The 19807-nt window shown below is 37.8% G+C and carries 14 protein-coding genes; 7 read left to right on the top strand and 7 right to left on the bottom strand.

The features are described from left to right. The first annotated feature begins 111 nt into the window (after nt 1-111). The 3 genes from ACUN24_RS04680 to ACUN24_RS04670 are packed head-to-tail and all read left to right on the top strand — an operon-like array spanning nt 112 to nt 1314. Nucleotides 112-744, top strand: coding sequence for a peroxiredoxin (locus ACUN24_RS04680; RefSeq protein ID WP_039479644.1), 633 nt, complete (start codon nt 112-114; stop codon nt 742-744). Nucleotides 745-757: 13 nt separating this feature from the next. Further along, nucleotides 758-1066, top strand: a complete 309-nt coding sequence (locus ACUN24_RS04675) for a thioredoxin family protein (protein ID WP_025141703.1) — start codon at nt 758-760, stop codon at nt 1064-1066. Then, entirely contained in the window at nt 1066-1314 is a 249-nt protein-coding gene (locus tag ACUN24_RS04670; RefSeq protein ID WP_010599336.1) for a DUF6952 family protein, read from the top strand. Before ACUN24_RS04675 ends, ACUN24_RS04670 begins: the two co-directional genes overlap by 1 nt. A gap of 552 nt (nt 1315-1866) precedes the next feature. Here the strand turns inward: ACUN24_RS04670 and ACUN24_RS04665 are convergent. From ACUN24_RS04665 to ACUN24_RS04645, 5 genes are all read right to left on the bottom strand, one after another. Beyond that, a complete protein-coding gene (locus ACUN24_RS04665) occupies nt 1867-4452 on the bottom strand; it encodes a phosphoenolpyruvate carboxylase (protein WP_445561462.1) in 2586 nt (861 codons plus the stop codon). Between the two features lie 261 nt (nt 4453-4713). Then, nucleotides 4714-6261, bottom strand: a complete 1548-nt coding sequence (locus ACUN24_RS04660; RefSeq protein WP_445561461.1) for a DHA2 family efflux MFS transporter permease subunit — start codon at nt 6259-6261, stop codon at nt 4714-4716. 8 nt (nt 6262-6269) lie between these two features. After that, the gene (locus ACUN24_RS04655; protein ID WP_445561460.1) at nt 6270-7307 is read right to left on the bottom strand and encodes an HlyD family secretion protein; all 1038 of its coding nucleotides are present in this window, start codon (nt 7305-7307) and stop codon (nt 6270-6272) included. Nucleotides 7308-7315: 8 nt separating this feature from the next. Next, nucleotides 7316-8635 carry a TolC family protein gene (locus tag ACUN24_RS04650; RefSeq protein ID WP_445561459.1) on the bottom strand — a complete coding sequence of 440 codons (1320 nt, stop codon included), beginning with the start codon at nt 8633-8635 and terminating at the stop codon, nt 7316-7318. Beyond that, the gene (locus ACUN24_RS04645) at nt 8632-9258 is read right to left on the bottom strand and encodes a TetR/AcrR family transcriptional regulator (RefSeq protein ID WP_445561458.1); all 627 of its coding nucleotides are present in this window, start codon (nt 9256-9258) and stop codon (nt 8632-8634) included. Before ACUN24_RS04645 ends, ACUN24_RS04650 begins: the two co-directional genes overlap by 4 nt. Before the next feature lie 418 nt (nt 9259-9676). Here ACUN24_RS04645 and ACUN24_RS04640 point away from each other — a divergent pair, with 418 nt between their 5' ends. Then, nucleotides 9677-9862: a hypothetical protein gene (locus ACUN24_RS04640; protein ID WP_025141696.1), complete on the top strand. Its 186-nt coding sequence runs from the start codon at nt 9677-9679 to the stop codon at nt 9860-9862. Nucleotides 9863-9995: 133 nt separating this feature from the next. Beyond that, nucleotides 9996-10565, top strand: a complete 570-nt coding sequence (locus ACUN24_RS04635) for a DUF2911 domain-containing protein (RefSeq protein WP_445561457.1) — start codon at nt 9996-9998, stop codon at nt 10563-10565. Between the two features lie 770 nt (nt 10566-11335). Here ACUN24_RS04635 and ACUN24_RS04630 read toward each other — a convergent pair. Both ACUN24_RS04630 and ACUN24_RS04625 read right to left on the bottom strand, forming a co-directional pair. Continuing rightward, a complete protein-coding gene (locus ACUN24_RS04630; protein ID WP_445561456.1) occupies nt 11336-13708 on the bottom strand; it encodes a phosphocholine-specific phospholipase C in 2373 nt (790 codons plus the stop codon). Between the two features lie 106 nt (nt 13709-13814). Then, complete coding sequence (locus ACUN24_RS04625; RefSeq protein WP_445561455.1) at nt 13815-15320, bottom strand: glycerophosphodiester phosphodiesterase family protein; 1506 nt, start codon at nt 15318-15320, stop codon at nt 13815-13817. A gap of 396 nt (nt 15321-15716) precedes the next feature. On the opposite strand from ACUN24_RS04625, the gene ACUN24_RS04620 reads away from it, so the two are divergent. Continuing rightward, on the top strand, nt 15717-19034 hold the full coding sequence (locus ACUN24_RS04620) for a DUF4175 family protein (RefSeq protein WP_445561454.1): 3318 nt from the start codon (nt 15717-15719) through the stop codon (nt 19032-19034). A gap of 189 nt (nt 19035-19223) precedes the next feature. Further along, on the top strand, nt 19224-19661 hold the full coding sequence (gene ybeY, locus ACUN24_RS04615) for an rRNA maturation RNase YbeY (RefSeq protein ID WP_445561453.1): 438 nt from the start codon (nt 19224-19226) through the stop codon (nt 19659-19661). The last annotated feature ends 146 nt before the right edge of the window (nt 19662-19807 follow it).

Below are 19807 nucleotides of genomic sequence, written 5' to 3'. Positions count from 1 at the left end.
GTTTTCATCTATATCGTTATCAATAAATACAATTAACTATTAGTAGATCGGGGTTGATTGACACCTCTTTTAGCCTTACCTTTGTACCAACAAAATTAAAGACAAAAAATTATGGCAATAGTAGGTAAAAAATTCCCGAGTGTTAGTATTGATGCAATGTCGGACATGGGTGATGACTTGAAAATCAATGTATTTGAAGAAGCTGTAAACAAAAATAGTAAAGTGTTATTATTCTGGTATCCAAAAGATTTCACCTTTGTTTGCCCTACAGAATTACATGCTTTCCAAGCTGCTTTACCTGAGTTTGAAAAAAGAAATACAATTGTAATCGGTGCATCTTGCGATACCAACGAAGTTCACTTCGCATGGTTAAATACCCCAAAAGATAATGGTGGTATTGAAGGTGTTACTTATCCAATTTTAGCAGATACACACAGACAATTATCAGGTATATTAGATATTTTAGATCAGGAAGTTAACTACGACGAAGAAGGAAACGAATCTTTCTCAGGTTCTAATGTAACTTTCAGGGCTACTTATTTAATCGACGAAACTGGTAAAGTTTTCCACGAAAGTGTTAACGATATGCCACTAGGTAGAAACGTTAAAGAATATTTACGTTTAATTGATGCTTACGCTCACGTGCAGAAACATGGTGAAGTTTGTCCTGCAAACTGGGAAGAAGGAAAAGAAGCAATGAATGCAAACAGAACTGGCGTAGCTGAATATTTAGCCGCTAACTAATTAAATAAACGTTATGTTTTTAGAATTAACAGAAGATAATCTTCAACAGTATCTGGCCGATAACTCAAAGGTGATGGTTCAGTATGCTGCATCCTGGTGCGGAAACTGCAGAATCATGAAACCTAAGTTTAAAAAACTGGCTTCAGAAAATGAAGATGTAGCTTTCTTAATTGTTGATGCCGAAAAACTTCCAAACTCACGCAAATTTGCGAACGTTGATAATTTACCAACTTTTGCAGCTTTTGAAGGCGGTAGCTTGGTAGATCAGGTGCAAACCAACAAAGCAGAAGGTTTAATTGAACTATTTAACAAGATAAAGTAATGAAGATTCCGGTTATAAGACAATTATTTCAAAATACCACTCCAGCACAATTGGAGACCACTTTGGAAGTTTTAGAGGCTTTTTGCGAGTTTAGAGGCGTTAGTGAGCACGAGGTTGATGTTGCAGGCGAAATGATTACCAATATCTGTGGTGCGCTTGAAGTACACCAGATGGTGAGTGAAGGTGCAGCAGAAAAGGACGCATTAAATGCTTTCGGCCAAAAAGTGATGGGTTCGATTGATCGATAATCGTCTTAAGCCTTAAGCTGGCTTTTTCGAAATATAAAATCCCTTGTAGATGAAAATCAGCGAGGGATTTTTTGTTTTTAAATGGGTTTGTCATTCTGAACGCAGTGAAGAATCTGCCTCATAGCAGCAGACACAGAATTTATGAATCATTACTGAGTCCATTATTTCTTATGTTTGAGATTCTTCGTTCCTCCAGAATTACAAATTCACCAAAAATTCTTATTTTTTGGAAAGTAAGGTTCTGTTTTCCATTGATCACATCAGTACCTTTCCCTACTGCCGATAGAAAAATCTGTATTCGTCCAATCAGGCTTGAGCTGCAGGGTCTTGTAATTCTAACTGATCCAATAATAAGACCGTCATTTCGACTGAAGCGCAGCGAAATGGAGAAATCTCTAAACTATGGTTAAAAGATTTCTCCACTGCGGTCGAAATGACTACCCTTTGAGAATGACAGCAGGTAATAAAAAAGGTCTGTGAGAACACAGGCCTTGGACGTTATATTTTTAAACCTCGCAGGTTTTTGAAACCTTCGAGGTCTGGCAGAAAGTATTAGGCCAAATTCCTACCGGCATTTACAATACCAAATACTGTTCTTACCGCTAGCTTTTCTAAAGCTTGCTGGTCTTTTTCATTCTGATCGTGCTGAAGTTTTTCTAAAGCGAAATGCTGAATCAATACCAAAGGCAGAATAATTTTCTCACGAGTGGCAATCGATTTTTTATCTACAGGATAATTAGCCATTAATGTTGGTTGTCCTGAGAGTTTTAAGAGCATCTCTTTGGTTAATTTAAACTCTTCGTGTAATTGAGTCCAAAAGGCACCAAACTCTTTATCGTTGGCCAAATGGGCCGTAATTACAAAGTCTGATTTGCTCATGCTCATCATACAGTTATCTACAATGGTTTTCAGGTAATCAGAATCCTGATAAACCTTAACCACTTTATCCCAATTACCTGCCTTTTCCTGAGTTCTCAAAGCTGTTCCCATCCCATAAAAACCTGGAACGTTTTGTTTCAGCATACTCCAGGCCGTTACAAAACTAATGGCCCTTAAATCTTCGAGTTTCATTTCGCCGCCTCCGTTTCTTTTTACTGGGCGACTGCTGATATTAGCCTGAGATAACAATTTTAAAGGGGATAATTTCTCTAAATAACTCACAAATAATGGGTGCTCACGCAAATCCACAAAAGCTTTATAACTTTCTTCAGCCATTTCATCGAGCAGCGCTTTATTTTCAGGGTCTAAAAGAATGTTGTGTTTTTCCTTTAGTCCGGAGGTTAATCCAGCATTGATCAATTGTTCAATGTTAAATTCAGCACTTTCTACAGAACCATATTGCGAACTGATGGTTTGCCCCTGAACGGTTAGTTGCATGTTTTTATTCGCAATTTCTTTACCCATTGAGGCATAAAAACGGTGTGTTTTGCCACCACCACGTGCAGGAGGTCCGCCACGACCATCAAAAAATGCCAATTGAATATTGTGTTTAGCAGAAATAGCCGACAATGAGGTTTTTCCGTTAAAAATAGACCAGTTGGCCATTAAATAACCGCCATCTTTGGTACTGTCTGAATAACCAAGCATAATATCCTGTTTATTGCCACGACTCGCTAAATGCGCTTTATAAAAAGGATTGCTATACAAGGTATCCATAATAGCAGCAGCGCCTTTTAAATCGTTAACGGTTTCAAAAAGCGGCACAAAATCAATCGTTAATGATTCTTTGCTCCAACCGTTCCAAAGGAAAAGTTCGATCAACTGTAAAATATCGCTGGCTTGCTGGCAATTGCTGATAATAAAACGGTGACAAGCTTTTTCGCCATTGCGTTTTTGAATTCCCTTTATTTCTTTAATTACCTCAATGGTATCCTTAATTAAAGCATCAGGCTCGCTTGCATAAACAACGGTTGCTTCTTTAAAAGAAATCAGGTTTAGTTTTTCAGCTTCTGATAATTTATCGTAATCAGCAGGATATAATGAAGAAATCGGCTTATTTTCGCGGCAGTAAGCATGTACGCTTCTCAACACGCGGCTATCCTGACGGATATCTAAAGAAGCAAAATAGTTACCGTATAGATCTATCTTACGAATTAGGTCGTTAACCAGGTCAACAAATAAACCTTCATGTTCCGCCAATAAGGTTTCTTTAATTTTATTCAGGTTGTCCCTTAATTCATCAGAAATATCATGAAGTTCGCAGGTTTGATCAAAAGCATTTTGATAAAGCACATCATGCAGTTTTGCAATATTTTCTTCGACTCCCCTAAAAGTAATGCGGCGTTTAATTACCCTAAAATCACGGTAGTAACAGCGGAAAAGGATCTGTCGCAACATTTTAGAAACCTCCAAAGTGGTATCGGCATGAATATTCGGATTTCCGTCCCTATCACCTCCCGGCCAGAAACCAAGTTCTAAAATTTTCTTGGTTTCGAGGTTGTATTCATCGAGGTTCTGATCTATTTCTTCCTGAATATTTGCCGCAGCAAAATAAAAAGTATTTTCGAGGAACCAGGCCAGGTTTAAGGCTTCATCAACAGGTGTTGGCGATTTTTTATTAAAAAACGGTGTTTTACCCAACTGTTGTAAAAGCGAGTTCATTGCGGTGATGTTGTTATCCCTAATGGCCTTGGTTAAATCAGTAATGATGGCCAAAACGCTGCCGGGATAAAACTGGGTAGGGTGTGCGGTTAAAACCAAACGGAGCGAAAGTTCATCAATCAGTTTTTCAATTTTAGCCAGTGCAGGTTTATTATCGGCATTCTTTTTTAAAATAAAAGCCAATGTACTCTGCTCATCAGTGGTATTTAACTTGGTAAAAGAAGCATCTTCAACAGCATCAAAAAGCACAACCTGACGCTCTATATACTGGATAAACCGGAAAAGAAGGTCAACAATATCTTTACGCTCGGTATAGCTGGTGTACTTGGCAAAAAACTCTTCGATAATCTGTGCAGGTTTTTCTCCGTTCGCAATTCCTTCTTCACAGCTTTTAAAGAAAAGGGGAAGCAATGTTCCGGTATCCTTAATTTTGTAAAAAGGCAAGGTGAGAAATAAACTGTTAAACAGTTCGAATTTTGAGATTACCTCATTGTTAAAAATAGATTCACGTTGCGTTGTTAAACGAAGTTTGGGCATAGCTTAGGCAATAGTTTTGTATACTGTAATACTACAAAAAATGCATAAGGTATTAAAATTCTAATGCTTACAATTTGGAAAATTGTAGAATAAATTTTAATTTTAAAATCTTATTTGGCCACGATGTGGTTAAGTAAGACATTTGCAATGTTTAAGGGCATTGCATTGATTGTTAATTTTTTGGGTTAAAACAGCCGATGTAATAAAACACACCGGCTGTTTTTATTTTTTGCCATTATTTACGGCATTTCTTTGCAAATTTTAATGCGCATCCGTAACAATGTTTGCATTTTTCTTAAATTTCTGAAGATATAATAAAGGTATTGAGAATAACATAATCAATCCTGCAACCCAATAAGCATCATTATAAGTTAACAACATTGTTTGTTTAATTACCGAACCCTCTATAGCTTTCATCGCCATTAGTTTTGCATCTATAAACGAAGAACCTTTAGCCATAAAACCTGAAGTTAAAGCATTTAGTTTCTGGACAAAAGCAGGGTTATATTCGTTTATGTTAGCGAGTAAACTGCTTCTGTGGAAACCTGAACGAAGATGGATTAGCGTTGTTAATGCCGCAATACCAAAAGAACCTCCTAACTGCCTACTCATATTGTTTAACCCTGAACCCTGACCAATTTCAGGACCTGACAAATCCTGCATAGCCAAAGTTGTTAGTGGCACGAACAATAAAGCCATACCAAATCCCCTGATCACCAAAGGCCAGAAGAAATCTCCTGTTCCCGATGCTAAAGTAGAATTACTTAACATCCAACAGAACACGAAGAATAAAAACATTCCTCCTGTAGCCATGAACTGTGCCGGAACCCCTTTTTTAAGCATAATACCAATGAACGGCATCATGGCAATGGTACAAATACCGCCGGCGATAAACAGCTTTCCTGTTTGTAAAGGCGTAAAACCTAAAAGATTTTGTGCAAAAACAGGAAAAACAAACACAGAGCCGTACAATCCGAAACCTAGAACAAAAGAGGTAAACATACCTATTGAAAAGCTTCTTTTTTTCATAATACGAAGATTTACAATCGGATATTCAGTGCTCGTTTCACGCCAGATAAACAGCAATAAACCAAAAACAGAAGCTACAGCTAGTGCGGTGATATAGGGTGTAGAAAACCAATCTTCGCTTTCGCCTTTTTCTAATACGGTTTGTAAACTACCTACAGCAACTGCCAACAATGCAATTCCCCACCAATCTACAGGCTTACCTTTTCCGTCTTTCGGTGTCTCTCGAATAAAAGTGTAGGTACAGTAGGCGGCGAGTATCCCGACGGGAATATTTACGTAGAAAATCCAAGGCCAATCAGCAATCTCTAAAATATAACCGCCAATGGTTGGGCCTACGGTTGGGCCAACAACGGCACCTAAACCAAACAGAGCTGTTGCAATACCCACATCTTCACGTGGCCAGGTTTCAATTAAGATTGCCTGTGCGGTAGAAATTAATCCCCCGCCAGCTACACCTTGTAATATCCTGAATAGAATCAGTTCGTTTAGTGATGTTGCGTTACCGCACAAAAATGAAACAAGTGTAAAAACGATAATGGAGGTTAAGAAATAATTTTTACGCCCGAAACGACTTCCTAACCATCCCGACATGGGCAGGATGATTACGTTCGCAACGGCGTAACCAGTAGATAACCAGGCGATATCCTCAAGGGTAGCACCCAGGTTTCCCTGTATTTGAGGGATTGCTACGTTTACGATCGTTGTATCAATCAGCTCCAACAAAGAAGCTGTGATAACCGTAAAGGTAATAATCCACTTTTTTAAACCTACTTCGGCCATTTTAAATATTAGTTAGTAGAAACTGAAGCTTTAACACTCATTCCTGGGCGTAACTTAGCTTGCATTTCTTTTGATGGATGGATTTTGATTTTTACCGGAACACGTTGAACAACCTTAACAAAGTTACCCGTAGCATTATCAGGAGGCAATAATGAACCTTTAGCACCTGTAATTGGTGAGAAGTTATAAACCTCTCCCTGAATTTTTTCTTTAGGATAAGCATCTACTTCTATTTCTACTTTAGAACCTGATTTAATTTTCTCTAACTGCGTCTCTTTAAAGTTTGCAGTTACATAAATGCTTCCGTCGTTAACAACAGAAAACAATGATTGGCCTGCCTGAACCAGTTGTCCTTTTTGCACATTCTTTTTAGAAACGATACCAGTTGCAGGGGCTTTAATATCGGTATAAGATAACTGAAGCTTTGCAAAATCGATATCACTCTGGCGCTGGCTGATTACATTGCTGCTTACAGCCAATTGCGATTGTGTAGTACCAACCTGTTTAACTGCAGCATTGTATTGATCGGTTGCTGCCTGGTAAGCTGCCTGCGCAGATTCTTTTGAGGCTTTAGCCTGATCGAAAGCTTGTTGGGTAATCGATCCGTCTTTTACAAGGTTTGCATAACGTTCGTAATCCTTATTGGCCAAGTTTAATTTAACCCTTGCCGCAGCTACGTTCGCTTTTGCAGTACTGGTATTTGCCTGAGTTGCGATAATTTGCGATTGCGCCACTCCTACACCTGCACTCGCTCCTTTTTGGCCAGATTGTGCCTGCTCTAATTTCACTTTGTAATCGTTATCGTCAAGTTTCACTAAAACCTGTCCTTCAGTTACATGTGTATTTTCTTCAAAATTAATATCCTTTACATAACCACCAACACGCGCAACAACAGGACTGATATCACCATCAATCTGAGCATCATCCGTATCTACGTGTTTGCTATAATAATTCCATTCTATAATCCCGAAGATTACACCTATTACTAGTAAAACACCTAAAATGATGGGTACTACTATGTTCTTTTTTTTCTTTTCAGTTGTCATTGCTGTATTTATTGCGTTATTTTTCCTGTTGATTTTAATAGTGTATAGTAAGCCAGACCTGCATCTGCCTTAGCTATCTCCAAGTTTATTTTTGCCTGGTATAATAAGGTTTCAGCATCAATGCGGTCAGTAACCGAAGCCACATTGTTTTTATATTTCGATGCCAATAGTTTATCGTTTTCGGTAGCCTGTGCAATTGACGTTTCCAGAACCTGGATTTTGTTCATGGCAACCTGGTAATTCTGAAAGTTTTTGTTGATGTCGGTTTTTAGCTGATCAGATAAAATATCTTTCTGAAGGGTAATTTCGCTTTGTTCAATTTTTGCCTGGCTTACTTTGTTTTTATTGGTCCAAAGGTTTCCGAAATTCCAGGAAACCGTTGCACCTAAAGTAATCGGCATTAAATATTGGTTTGCCGGCGGAATAAAGTTACCGCTTGGGTTAATGTAATAAAGGTTTGCGCCAACTCCAACAGTAGGTAAAGTATTTGCCTTAATGGTTTTGATGTTAAAATCGGCCACTTTGTTCTGAATATCAAGTTGTTTTAATTCCTGGCGGTTAGCGAAAGCCTGACCAATGTATTCATTTAAAGAACCCGGTGTTTTTAAGCCTAAGGTTGGGTCAACAATTTTAACTTCGGTATCTTCTGGTAAACCTAAAAGAATATCTAAATTATAGTTGATTACTTTGCGGTTGCTCTCGATATCCATTTGTGTTAACGTCACGTTTGCCTGTTGCAATTGGAAACGCAGTACATCGTTTTTGGTTACAATGCCCTGTTCGAAGAAACGTTGTGCCTGTTTAATCTGAGCAGCGATCGATTCTAAATTCTGATCAACCACTTTTCTACTCTGTAAAACCTTATATAAAGAATAGTAGGTATTGATAACTGCGTAAGTGATCTCTTCCTTACTCTTATCGGCATCCAAACGTGCAACCTCTGCCAATAATTTGGTCGATTCTTTTGCATATTTCAATTTACCACCACCGTAAACAAGTTCCTGTACTGCAGCAGTTCCGACAAAAGCATCGGCTCTTTTAGGCAGGCGAAGAGAAGATTCACTACCTGGTAAAGTAAAAGTAGTGGTAGGGATTTCAGCGTGGTTGTATATAAAACTTGCATTTCCGGTTGGTAAAGCATTGTCTTTAACTACCTCCAACTTTGCAACAGCCTGATCAATTTTGTTCTGAGAAAGTTTTAAGTTTTTACTATTGGCTATGCCAAGTTCTATTGCCTGGTTGATATTTAATTCCTTGCTGCTCTGTGCAAATAAAGCTGCCGGAATTAATGATGCCACAAGCATTAATCTAATCGATTTGGGTATCATCTTTTTGTTGTTAAATAAACTGTTGTTAGATCTTGTAAGTGGGCAACCGCCCTGTCTTTAATAATTTTTTTGTCTTTCGGGTTGTTCAGGTCGAAGTTTGAACATGACATTACCTTATGGGGGGAAATAACAATATTGGTTATAGTGCCCATAATGGTAGCGATTACCATCCGTACATCTACCTTGTTAAAGCTGCCATCTTCAATCCCATCTGTGATAATCCGATCGATAATCTGCATGTTGTGGCTCATGGCATCTTTAATCTTATCGTACATTTCTGGCCTTTGGGTTAAAGACAATTCTCTGTGCATCATTTTATGAAATGCGGTGTTATTCAATATCCTATTTACATAGCCCTCTATAACCCTGTGCAATTTTTCTAATGCCGAAATCTTATCTTCATTGATGATTTTTAACTGAGAAGTAAAACCAGCAATACGCTCGTTCATAATCTCCACAAAAACCCCTTCTTTAGAACCGAAATAATAATTTATCATTGCCATGTTCGCTCCAGATTCCTTAGCAATCTGGCGGGTGGAAGTACCCTCGTACCCGGTCTCGCAAAACAGCTTTTCAGCTGCCTCAAGAATGGCCTGTCTTTTATCTACTTTTTCTGTTTTCATTTCTTTTTAACGACACAAAATTAATCAAACGATTGATTAACTTCCAAATGTTTATCTACTTCTTTTACATTCTCTTGATAAAACCTCGATTTTTAATTAAAATGATTACCCTAGAGAACGAAATAAGCTCTTTTACTAGATGTGATCTTCGTAACCCTGGCAGGCTGCACGAGATCGTCATTCCCAACTCGATTGGGAATCATAATGCAAGTGCTTTAAGATTCCCGCCTGCGCGGGAATGACGGCCGTGTTAATGGATTCTGTCATAAATCCGATGGATACCGAATCAAGGTGAGAGCCGTCAGAAGAGAGATATTTATTACAGATGGGCTGGAATTGATAATTAATTATAATTTAGACATAATGACAAATTAAAATTTAAAATAAATACTAACTTTGCCTCCAAATAACAGAAAACATGAGTGTACAAGAGAACAGCAGCAATAATTTCAACTGGTTATATTATGCTTTAGGTTTATTCTTCGGAGTTCTAACTGGAGCAATCATTACGCAAAACTATATTTTCGCTTTATTAGGTGGTGTTTTAGGTTTGTTAACAGCAGGCTTATTTTTAAACGCTATTGTAAAAGGAAGAAAATACTAGTTTTTAGCCCTTTTATACAATTAGATCCTTACAAGGATTTAAAATTAATCCAAAAGCAAATGAGACCGTTATGATTTTACAAATGACTGTAAAATCATGAATGCTCATCGCAACTGAAAACAAAAACCTACAAATGAAAAATATCTTCATTGTTGTTTTCGCTCTTTTTTGTTTTAGCGCCAAGGCCCAACAAGCCTCTCCCGCTGAAGTAAAATTTCCTGCTGCAGACCCAAGTCCTGCAGACATTGTTTATTTTCCGCTTAATGTCCCAAAGGCAAAAGCCGGAGATCCAACAAAACCGATTATAAAGATTGTTTACTCGCGCCCACAAAAGAAAGGACGTGATATTTTTGGCGTTTTAGAACAATATGGTAATGTTTGGCGTTTTGGTGCGAACGAAAGTACAGAAGTTCGTTTCTTCAAAAAAGTAAGCATTGGCGGCAAGAAAATCAAAGCAGGTACCTATAGCCTGTTCGCTATTCCTAACAAAGATACCTGGACTATTATTGTAAATAGTGAAACCGATAAATGGGGGGCTTTTACCTACAATCAAGCTAAAGATATTGTTCGTGTAAATGTTCCGGTAAAAACCCTGGCTAAACCGATCGAATATTTTTCGTTAACCTTTATTGATGTGAATGGAGGTGCTCATCTAGTTATTGGCTGGGACAGAACGCAGGTAGAATTACCGATTAATTTTTAAGTTAAAAAGAAATAAAAATATAAGTCCCGGTTGTTGCCGGGACTTTTTTGTTTAAATCGTTTTTTTTATCACCCGACCCTAACCAGTAGCAGGCTATAAAAATTAGTTGTCCTTTAAGTCGCTGATTAGCAATATTATGTCTTTATGATATATTGACGGTTTACTCTGCATATCATACAAATAACATAGTTTCTGTCAAAAGCCATCCCCTTTTTAAGCTATTGTGTGGACACATCTTTTTTAAGTTTAGTTTAGGCGTTTTGCTAACTAACTTTAATAAAGCACGGATTTTAACCAAGGACGATGTCAATCCCAAGAGCCAGGGAAATCAAAAAAACAGGTGCACAAAAGTAAAAATGGCACTAACAAACCTGAAACGCAGTGGTTTTGTGTTCGTAACCGATGATTTAATTTTAAAAAATATTGAACACAAAACAAAGTGTCGCTGTTTTTTTGATCTGTGTGAGATTGTGCAAAAGGCTCATTGCTGGATTGACAAAGCGCTTTGGGTACTTTGGCGCTCCAAAGTACCATGCCCCGCGGCATAGAGCGATAGAAGAATGTTTTACTCAATTGTGTTGACACAGTAAGGCATAGAGAGAAAAAATCTACATTTATCTCTAACCTATAGCTTTTTAGATATCAAAGCTGGTTATTTAGCAGGAAAGATGCTGAAATAAATTCAGCATGACGATCTCCTTAGGAATATTTACTAAAAACAAATACAGGCTAACGTAGATGTGTCCACACGATAGCTTTTTAGGGGGATTTTATAATGCATTACCCATGTACGGGTCGGTTTTTGTAATTTCTCCGGTTTCTATTTTACCAGCATAACGGTGCTTAAATGTAACATTACCAGGCTGCACAATACTGAAATCGTACCAATTGGCATTTTTAGCCAGATTAAACGAGATCCTTGTACTTGATTTGGCCTTGATGGTTACCGTTTTACTTCCCGATTTGTATTTATTATCTACAATTTGAAGTGTTACCATGCCAGCGCCTTTGTTCTCGATAGCAAAAACCAGGGCACCTGTAAGTTTTTTGCTTACCATACCACTTTGCTCCGGATATGCTTTAATAACAACAGATGGATTTCTTTTGCTGCCAGCGAAATTCCTGTAAAAACCATTCGGACCACTTACTGTAAGATCATAAATTTCATTATCAAAATCATCCAGTTTAATGCTGTCTTTTAATACATCGCCAGCTTTTACGGCATAGGCCCATGTTTTGCCTGCAACACCTTTAAATTTAGCAATGGTATTCATGTTAAAAGGTGCACCAACAGTCTCTATTTCGCTTCCAAACAAGGTTTTTACCGACTGAAAAGTAAGTACGATCTCATTGTTAATCAAATTTGCATCAACCGTTAAATGATAAGGCAAAGCACAGGCATGTTTCGTTCCATTCTCCTGCTTAGGAGCATGGTTAGATGTTTCAGCAGAAAAGGCTTCGAATTTATTTATTTTTGCAATTTCAGTTTTATTGAGTGCAGTAGGGCCAACCTGGGAAGGCTTATTTTTTGCATTCCCGATATTGGTAACCACAACATCGCGTTTTAGGGGTTCGGGAGATTTGATTTCTTCTCCATGATACGGCCTAAACACTGAGGTTAAATCGCCGCAGACATTCCTTCTCCAATCACTTATATTATTACTTTTAATGGTTTTGCCTGTTTTTTTAGCCAGCCATTTTTCAATAAACATTAATGATGAAGTATGGTCGAAAACCTGCGAGTTGACGAAACCACCCTTACTCCATGGTGAGGCAATGACCAAAGGTACACGGTAACCCAAACCAATCGGACTCCCCTTCTTAGGCTCGAAATCTGTTGCATAATTAATTCCGGAAGATACCTTCCCACTGTTTGGATCATCAGGATCTGGAACGACAAAAGGTGGCTGGTGATCGAAATAGCCATCATTTTCATCATAGGTTAAAACAAAAATTGTTTTTTTCCAAACCTCAGGGTTTTTAGTTAAAATATCCAAAGCCTCACTTACATACCATGTTCCATATAAAGGCGAACTGGTATGATCTGAAAAACGTTGAGGTGCAACTAACCATGAAACCGTTGGTAATTTTCCACTATCTACGTCCTTTCTGAACTGGTGAAAAATATCTCCTTTCGGAACATTTATAGTTTCTGATTGGCCTTGATCATTATTAAACGTGAAAGGTTCAAGTTCTAAGTAATCGTTTTGAGAAATATTGGTGGTAAAAGCTTTATCGATCAGATTTTTTTCTTTTTGAGATAATTTATCATATTTCTCCTGAACTTCTTTAGCAGATAATGCCGGTTTAACCGTATTATCGCCATTTTTTCTGAAATAAGCTGATAATTTCACGTTGTGCCTGCTGATGTATTCAACAGGATTATCGCCATAATTTCCTAACCAATCGTCTATTTCGCCTTCCGGAAGTTTGGAGGTCCACAGTTCGTTTTGGTAAATGCGCCAATCAATACCATTATCTTCCAACGTTTCCTGAAAAGTTGGCCAGTCTACAAATACATTATTTTGCGATTCAGCCTGATCGTTATTAACTACCGCAATCTGATTTGCACTTTTTTCTCCACGAACGGTTCCTGTAAAAAAGAACAATCTGTTTGGCGTAGTTCCGGTTAACGATGAGCAAAAATGCTGATCACAGATCGTAAAGGCATCGGCCATAGCATAATAAAAAGGAATATCATTCCGGTCATAGTAAGCCAGCGTCATTGGGCTTTTAACAGGCAACCATTTATCGTAACGTCCGCCGTTCCGGGCTGCCACCTGGTCATTCCATGAGTGGGGTAAGCCGCCCTGCCAGGTAATTTTTGTTTTGTTAATGTCGACATGAAAGGGTGCATATGTATAGCCCTGTCCGTCTTTTTGCAGCCAAACTTTGTTCCCATCGGGTTGGATATGTGCGTGTGGGTCATTAAAGCCGCGTACCCCCTTCATTTTACCAAACATGTGATCAAAGGACCTGTTTTCCTGCATCAGGAAAACAATGTGCTCCGCATCGTAAAATGTACTGCCAGGCTCTGGATTAATGGACATAGCTTTTAGCACCGAACTGGGTAAGGTGTTGGCCATGCCAGTGGCTCCGGCAAACAAGGCCGCTTTTTTTAAAAATTCTCTACGTGAGTCCATAAATTACACAATATAGCTTCGCAATTTTCAGTGGGCAGTTAATTTATAGCGCTAATCAATCCGGAGTTCTGGTTAGTTTAATTATGACTATTGAACTAACAAACCATTACTTCTGAAAAACTCTTACATAATCAACCTTCATTGCTGCCGGGAAAACAGCATCATCTACTCCTTTTTTTCCGCCCCAGCCACCACCAACAGCTACATTTAAGATTAAGTGGAAGTTTTGATCGAAAGGCCAATCGCCAGACCCTTTCTTGGTATTGTTAAAAGTGAGGTATTTTTGATCGTCAATAAAGAAATCAATATGATCTGCAAACCACTCTATCGCATAAACATGATATTCCGTATAAGGATTATTAACTTTTAAAGCCTTGCCAACCTGTGTTTTAATAACGTGGTTAAATTTTTCAGTATGTACTGTTCCATGCACGCTATCAGGATCGTAGCCTACATGTTCCATGATATCAATTTCGCCACTTTTTGGCCAGCTACCATATTTTGAATCGGTTGGTAAAGCCCATATTGCAGGCCACAAGCCCCTGCCTTTTGGTAACATGGCACGTACTTCTACCCTGCCATATTTAAAATCAAATTTGTTTTTTGTGACCAGCCTGGCTGAGGTATAATGGTTGGCCTCTTTATCAGCCTTTATCGCAGTAATACTCAGGTTTCCTTTTTTTACCACGGCGTTTGCACTATCGGCATCAGTGTAATATTGAAGTTCGTTATTGCCCCAACCCTTTCCACCAACATCATAACTCCAGTTTTTGCTTAAAGGCAATCCGGCATCATCAAATTCATCTGCCCATTTTAGCTTCCATCCCTCTGCAACAGGTGTTTTTTTTATTTCTTCGAAAAGCAATTCAGGCTCGTTAGTCGTAATGTAATCTACCTTATGGGCTAAAAGCCACTGCATCTCAGGTACTGCATTTACCGTCCAGGCGTTTACGGTTAAGCCCAGTTTTTGTGCATTTTCTATCCAGTTATCCTTTTGGTAAACGCTATAATGATAATCAACACCTGTTAACTTATCGGCTTTCACCTGCTCAGCACTGATTTCCCCCCTCAAATAAGCCACTTTTGCTTTTGGTAATAATGCTAAAACGCGCTTGCAGTAATCGTAATCAAAACTGATGTATTCAACCCAATCGGTAACTTTTAACTTCTGCACCATTTCTACGGATTTATTGGTGACATCGATACCGCGTTCTTTGCTGATGAGCGATGGTTTGATCTCTAAAATCAGTTTAGTACTTTTCTGCTTTTTGCCTTCCAGCAAATAAGCTTCAAGCGTTGGAATTTTCTCGCCATTGCTCATGGTTTTGGTCAATAGTTCATTATAACTAACTTTTTCAATCGTTAAACCCTGAAATTCCGGATCGTGGTTTATGACCAGAACACCGTCCGCCGTCATCCATACGTCGAATTCTGAGCCATAACAGCCCAGTTTTATGGCTTCGTTTAAAGAAGCGATGGAATTTTGAGGAAAATTATTTTTCTTCCAGGCGCCACGGTGTGCAATTACCTGGTTTTTATTCCAGTTAAATTTTTGAGCAAAAGAAGCAGTAAAAATGAACAACATCAGTGCAGAAATAAGTACTCGTTTCATGTTTGGTATGATTATACAAAAAATCAAAAGTAGATTTTTATGAGAACACTAGTTTAAAATCTATGTAACCTTTGTATTAATAAAAACAAGATAAAGTTTTTAAATTAATATTTTCAATCCACAGACGCACATAGATAAACACAGTGTGTACATCTGGCCATTGGCTTTATACTTTGTTAAATAAACCCGATTGAAGCGGAAACCAAAAGCTTTTTCTGCTTTTGTTGCAGCAAAAAGCGGGACTAAAAACAGCTATGAAACACTTCCTCCTGTTTTCCAGAGAATAAAAAATAATATCTTCATCATCGCAAAACAGATAAACTATTTGAAATAAACACGTTACCTAAATATACTTTCCTTTCAATTGACTGGAACAATTTTTACATTTACAGTGATATGGTGAGCAATAACTACAGCGATTTATTACGAAAGATAGATGAGTTTATCCGCAAATTTTATTTAAATAAGATTTTGCGTGGCAGTATTTATGCCGCTGCCATACTTTTAGGGCTGTACCTCGTTGTTTTTTTAAGCCTTTATTACCTTAACCCAACAGCTGGATTTAAAACCTTTGTATTCTTTGCTTATTTACTGATTAGTGTATTGTTAGTTGGTTTTTTAATCATTAAACCTTTGCTGGCCATGTTAAAACTAGGTAAGCACCTCACTTTTGACGAAGCATCGGTTATCATCGGAAATCACTTTTCCGATATTAAGGATAAATTACTCAATACTCTGCAACTTCATCATTTATCTGAAAAACATCCTGAAAATAACCACCTCATTCTCGCGAGTATCGATCAAAAGATACTCGAACTTAAACCTGTTCCGTTTTACAGCGCCGTTAGTATTAACGATAACCGGAAGTATTTAAAGTATCTTTTTGTTCCCCTTTCTATTATTCTGTTAATTGCCATTATCGCACCTGCTATTTTACGCGAGGGTACAAACAGTTTTTTTAAGTACGATGAATACATTGTACCTAAAGCGCCTTTCAGTTTCACGGTTTTGAATAAGAGTTTAACCGTTACCCAGGGTGATGATTTAACACTAAATGTTAAACTGACCGGCGACGAGCTTCCAGCCGAAATTTACGTTGAAGATGGAAAAAATACCTATAAACTCGAAAAAGAGAACATCAGTAAGTTTAATTACAACATCAAAAATATACAGAGCGATAAAAAATTGATTTTTAAAGGAGGTGGCTTTAGCTCAGCTGCATTTACCGTTTTGGTTAAACCGCGCCCCGAACTACTAAATGCAACCACAACTTTAAATTACCCTGCTTATCTGGGCAAAAAACAGGAGTTGATTGCCAATGCTGGCGATATGCTTCTACCCGAAGGCACAAAAGTTACCTGGAACTTTAAAACCGGTCAGAGCAGTTCAATGCTGTTTATTTTAAACGGAACCGAAAATGTTTTAAAAGTTGAGGAGAATGAATCGGTCTTTAATGCCACCATCAGGAATAATTCGAAATATAGCATCACACCTAAAAACCAATATGTAACAATCAGAGATTCGCTTTCTCATCAAATTACGGTTATTAAAGATCAATCCCCTGGCATTTCTGTTGAAGAAAAACCCGATTCAGTAAGCAATAAGGCTTTATATTTCAGCGGACAAGTGACTGATGATTATGGTTTTAGTCACTTAAGTTTTAAGTATAACATTAAAGAAAACAACCGGATTGTAAGCACAGTTACCAAAAATATTGCGATTAAAAGCAATGCGACAGAAAATACTTTCTTCTATTTCTGGGATTTAAAAACTGCCACCGCCAAACCCGGCCAGGAGATTGAGTATTACTTTGAAGTAGCCGACAATGATGGCGTAAATGGCGCAAAAGTTACCCGGTCAGAAATTAAAACCTTTAAACAGCCTACAAAAAAAGAAACTGCAGAACAGGTAAACGCCAGCAACCAGGCTCTAAAAAAGAAAGTGCAGTCAGCCATACGTTTGGCCAATACCATCGAAAAAGAGAGCAAAAAAGTAGCTGAAAGCCTGATTGATAAAAAACAGATATCTTTCGAAGATAAAAAGCAGATTGAAGCCCTTTTGGACAAACAAAAACAACTTGATGAAGCTGTAAAAGAAATTAAAGAACAGAACGACAAAAACATTCAGCAGCAGGAAGATCAAAAACAAACAGAAGAACTTTTAGAAAAACAAAAACAGATCAAAGACCTCTTTGATAATGTATTGGATGAAAAAACCAAAGAACTTTTGCAAAAGCTGCAGAACCTGATGAATGAGAAAAATAAAGATCAAACACAGCAGGAGCTTTCTAAAATGCAATTGGACAATAAAACCCTCAAAAATGAACTCGACAGGATTTTAGAACTTTATAAACAGTTGGAATTTGAACAAAATCTTCAAACAGATATCGATCGGTTAAATGAACTTGCTAAAGAACAAAAAGAGCTTGCAGAACAAACAAAAGACAAAAAACAGGACAATGAATCGTTAAAGCAGAAACAGGATGCACTTAACAAGGAAATGAAAGACCTGAAAGATGACCTGAAAAAACTGCAAGAAAAAAATCAGTCGCTTGAAAGGCCCAATCCTTTCGAAAATCCTGAAAAAGATGTTCAGGATATACAAAAAGAACAGCAGGATAGTAAAGATGCTTTAGATAAAAAGGATTCAAAAAACGCTAGCCAAAAACAGCAAAAAGCTGGTGAGCAGATGGAAAAACTATCTAAAAAAATGAGTGATATGCAGCAGCAGGGTGAAGAAATGGAAAATAACCTGAATGCTAAAGAGTTACGACGCCTATTGGAAAATTTATTGACCACTTCTTTTGATCAGGAAAAAGTAATGCTTGCTTTAAAGAAAATGACCGCGGCAGATCCTTCCTATACCAGCAACGTTCAGAAACAGCGCAGCATTAAAGACAACCTTAAAACTATCGCTGACAGCTTATACAGCCTAAGTAAACGTGTTCCCCAGATAGAATCGACAGTTAACGAGGAGATGAATAAGATTAACTTCAACCTGGATAAAAGTTTGGAAAATTTGGGTGATAGAAGAACATCTGAGGCTAATCGTTTCCAGCAATTTACCATGACTTCTATCAATAATTTAACTTTGATGTTGAGCGAAGCATTAAGTCAACTGCAAAATATGCAGAAGAACGGTAAAGGCGGCAGCGGAAAGAAACAAAAACAAGGAATGAAGCAGCTCTCTCAAATGCAGGAACAACTGAATAAGAGCATGCAAAAAGCCAGGGAACAGATGCAAAAACAAGGGGGCAATCAAGGTACAGTTGGTAAAGGACAAATGAGCCAGGAGTTTGGTAAAATGGCACAGCAACAACAGATGATCCGCCAGGCACTCGAAAAGATCAACCGTGAAGAGAACAAAGATGGCACAGGTAAAATGGGCAACCTAAACGAAGCCATTAAAGAAATGAAACAGACTGAAAGCGATCTGGTTAACAAACGTTTGCAGCAAGAAACCTTAAACAGGCAAAAAGAATTATTAACCAAATTACTAGAAGCAGAAAAAGCTGAACGTGATCAGGAAGAAGATTCAAAAAGAGAAAGTAAAGCCGCTAAGGTATTCCCCCCATCCTATCAAAAAATGGTCGATCAGTTTAAAAAACAGCAACAAAATGGTAATGATATGCTACAGAAAGTACCTCCTAGTTTAAATTATTACTATAAAAACAAGATCGCTGAATATTTGAAATCGTTGAATATCGTGCGTTAATATGATGCGAGAAGGCTTTTTTAGCCGACGAAGCAATCTTACAACGATCGCTAATAGCCTGTGCATTAAGATTGCTTCGTGCCTCGCAATGACGGACCTTTTTATTTAAATCTGTATTGATAACGGATGCTGCGTGGTTGAGATAACGACAACTATTTCTTAAGTTTGCAGCCATAAAACCAAAAAATAATGCCTGCAATATCATTTTTTACTGAATCAGTTAGCTATAATCTTCCTCAGAAACTAAAAGTAAAGAAGTGGATTAAAGCTACCATCGAGAAAGAAGGATTTAATTTGCAGGAACTTAATTTCATTTTTTGTAGCGACGAATACCTGTTGGGCATCAACCAACAATATTTAAACCACGATACCTATACCGATATTATTACTTTTGATAATTCTGAAGAAGAAAAAAAGATTGTAAGCGATATTTTCATCAGTATTGAACGTGTTAAAGAAAATGCCAAAACCTTCAAAACAGTGGAATTTGATGAAGTTTGCCGCATTATGATCCATGGAACCCTACATTTACTGGGTTACAAAGACAAAGGAAAAGTTGCCAAAACCCTGATGACCGAAAAAGAAGATGAATATCTTGGTTATAGAGCGGTAGTTGGATTAGTTTAGTATACCCTTATCTTCCCCATGATGTCATTCTGAGCACAGCGAAGAACCCGGAGGCTCTGCGAAGCAAATCTTTTAATGATTATCACAACACCCCATTTCCATATCCTACCCTTTCTTGGACTTTGTACTCCATAATTTCCATGGCT

Source organism: Pedobacter sp. WC2501 (genome assembly GCF_052682415.1).
Note: the sequence above shows the minus strand (reverse complement) of the source record. Positions and strands in the feature narration are given on the sequence as shown.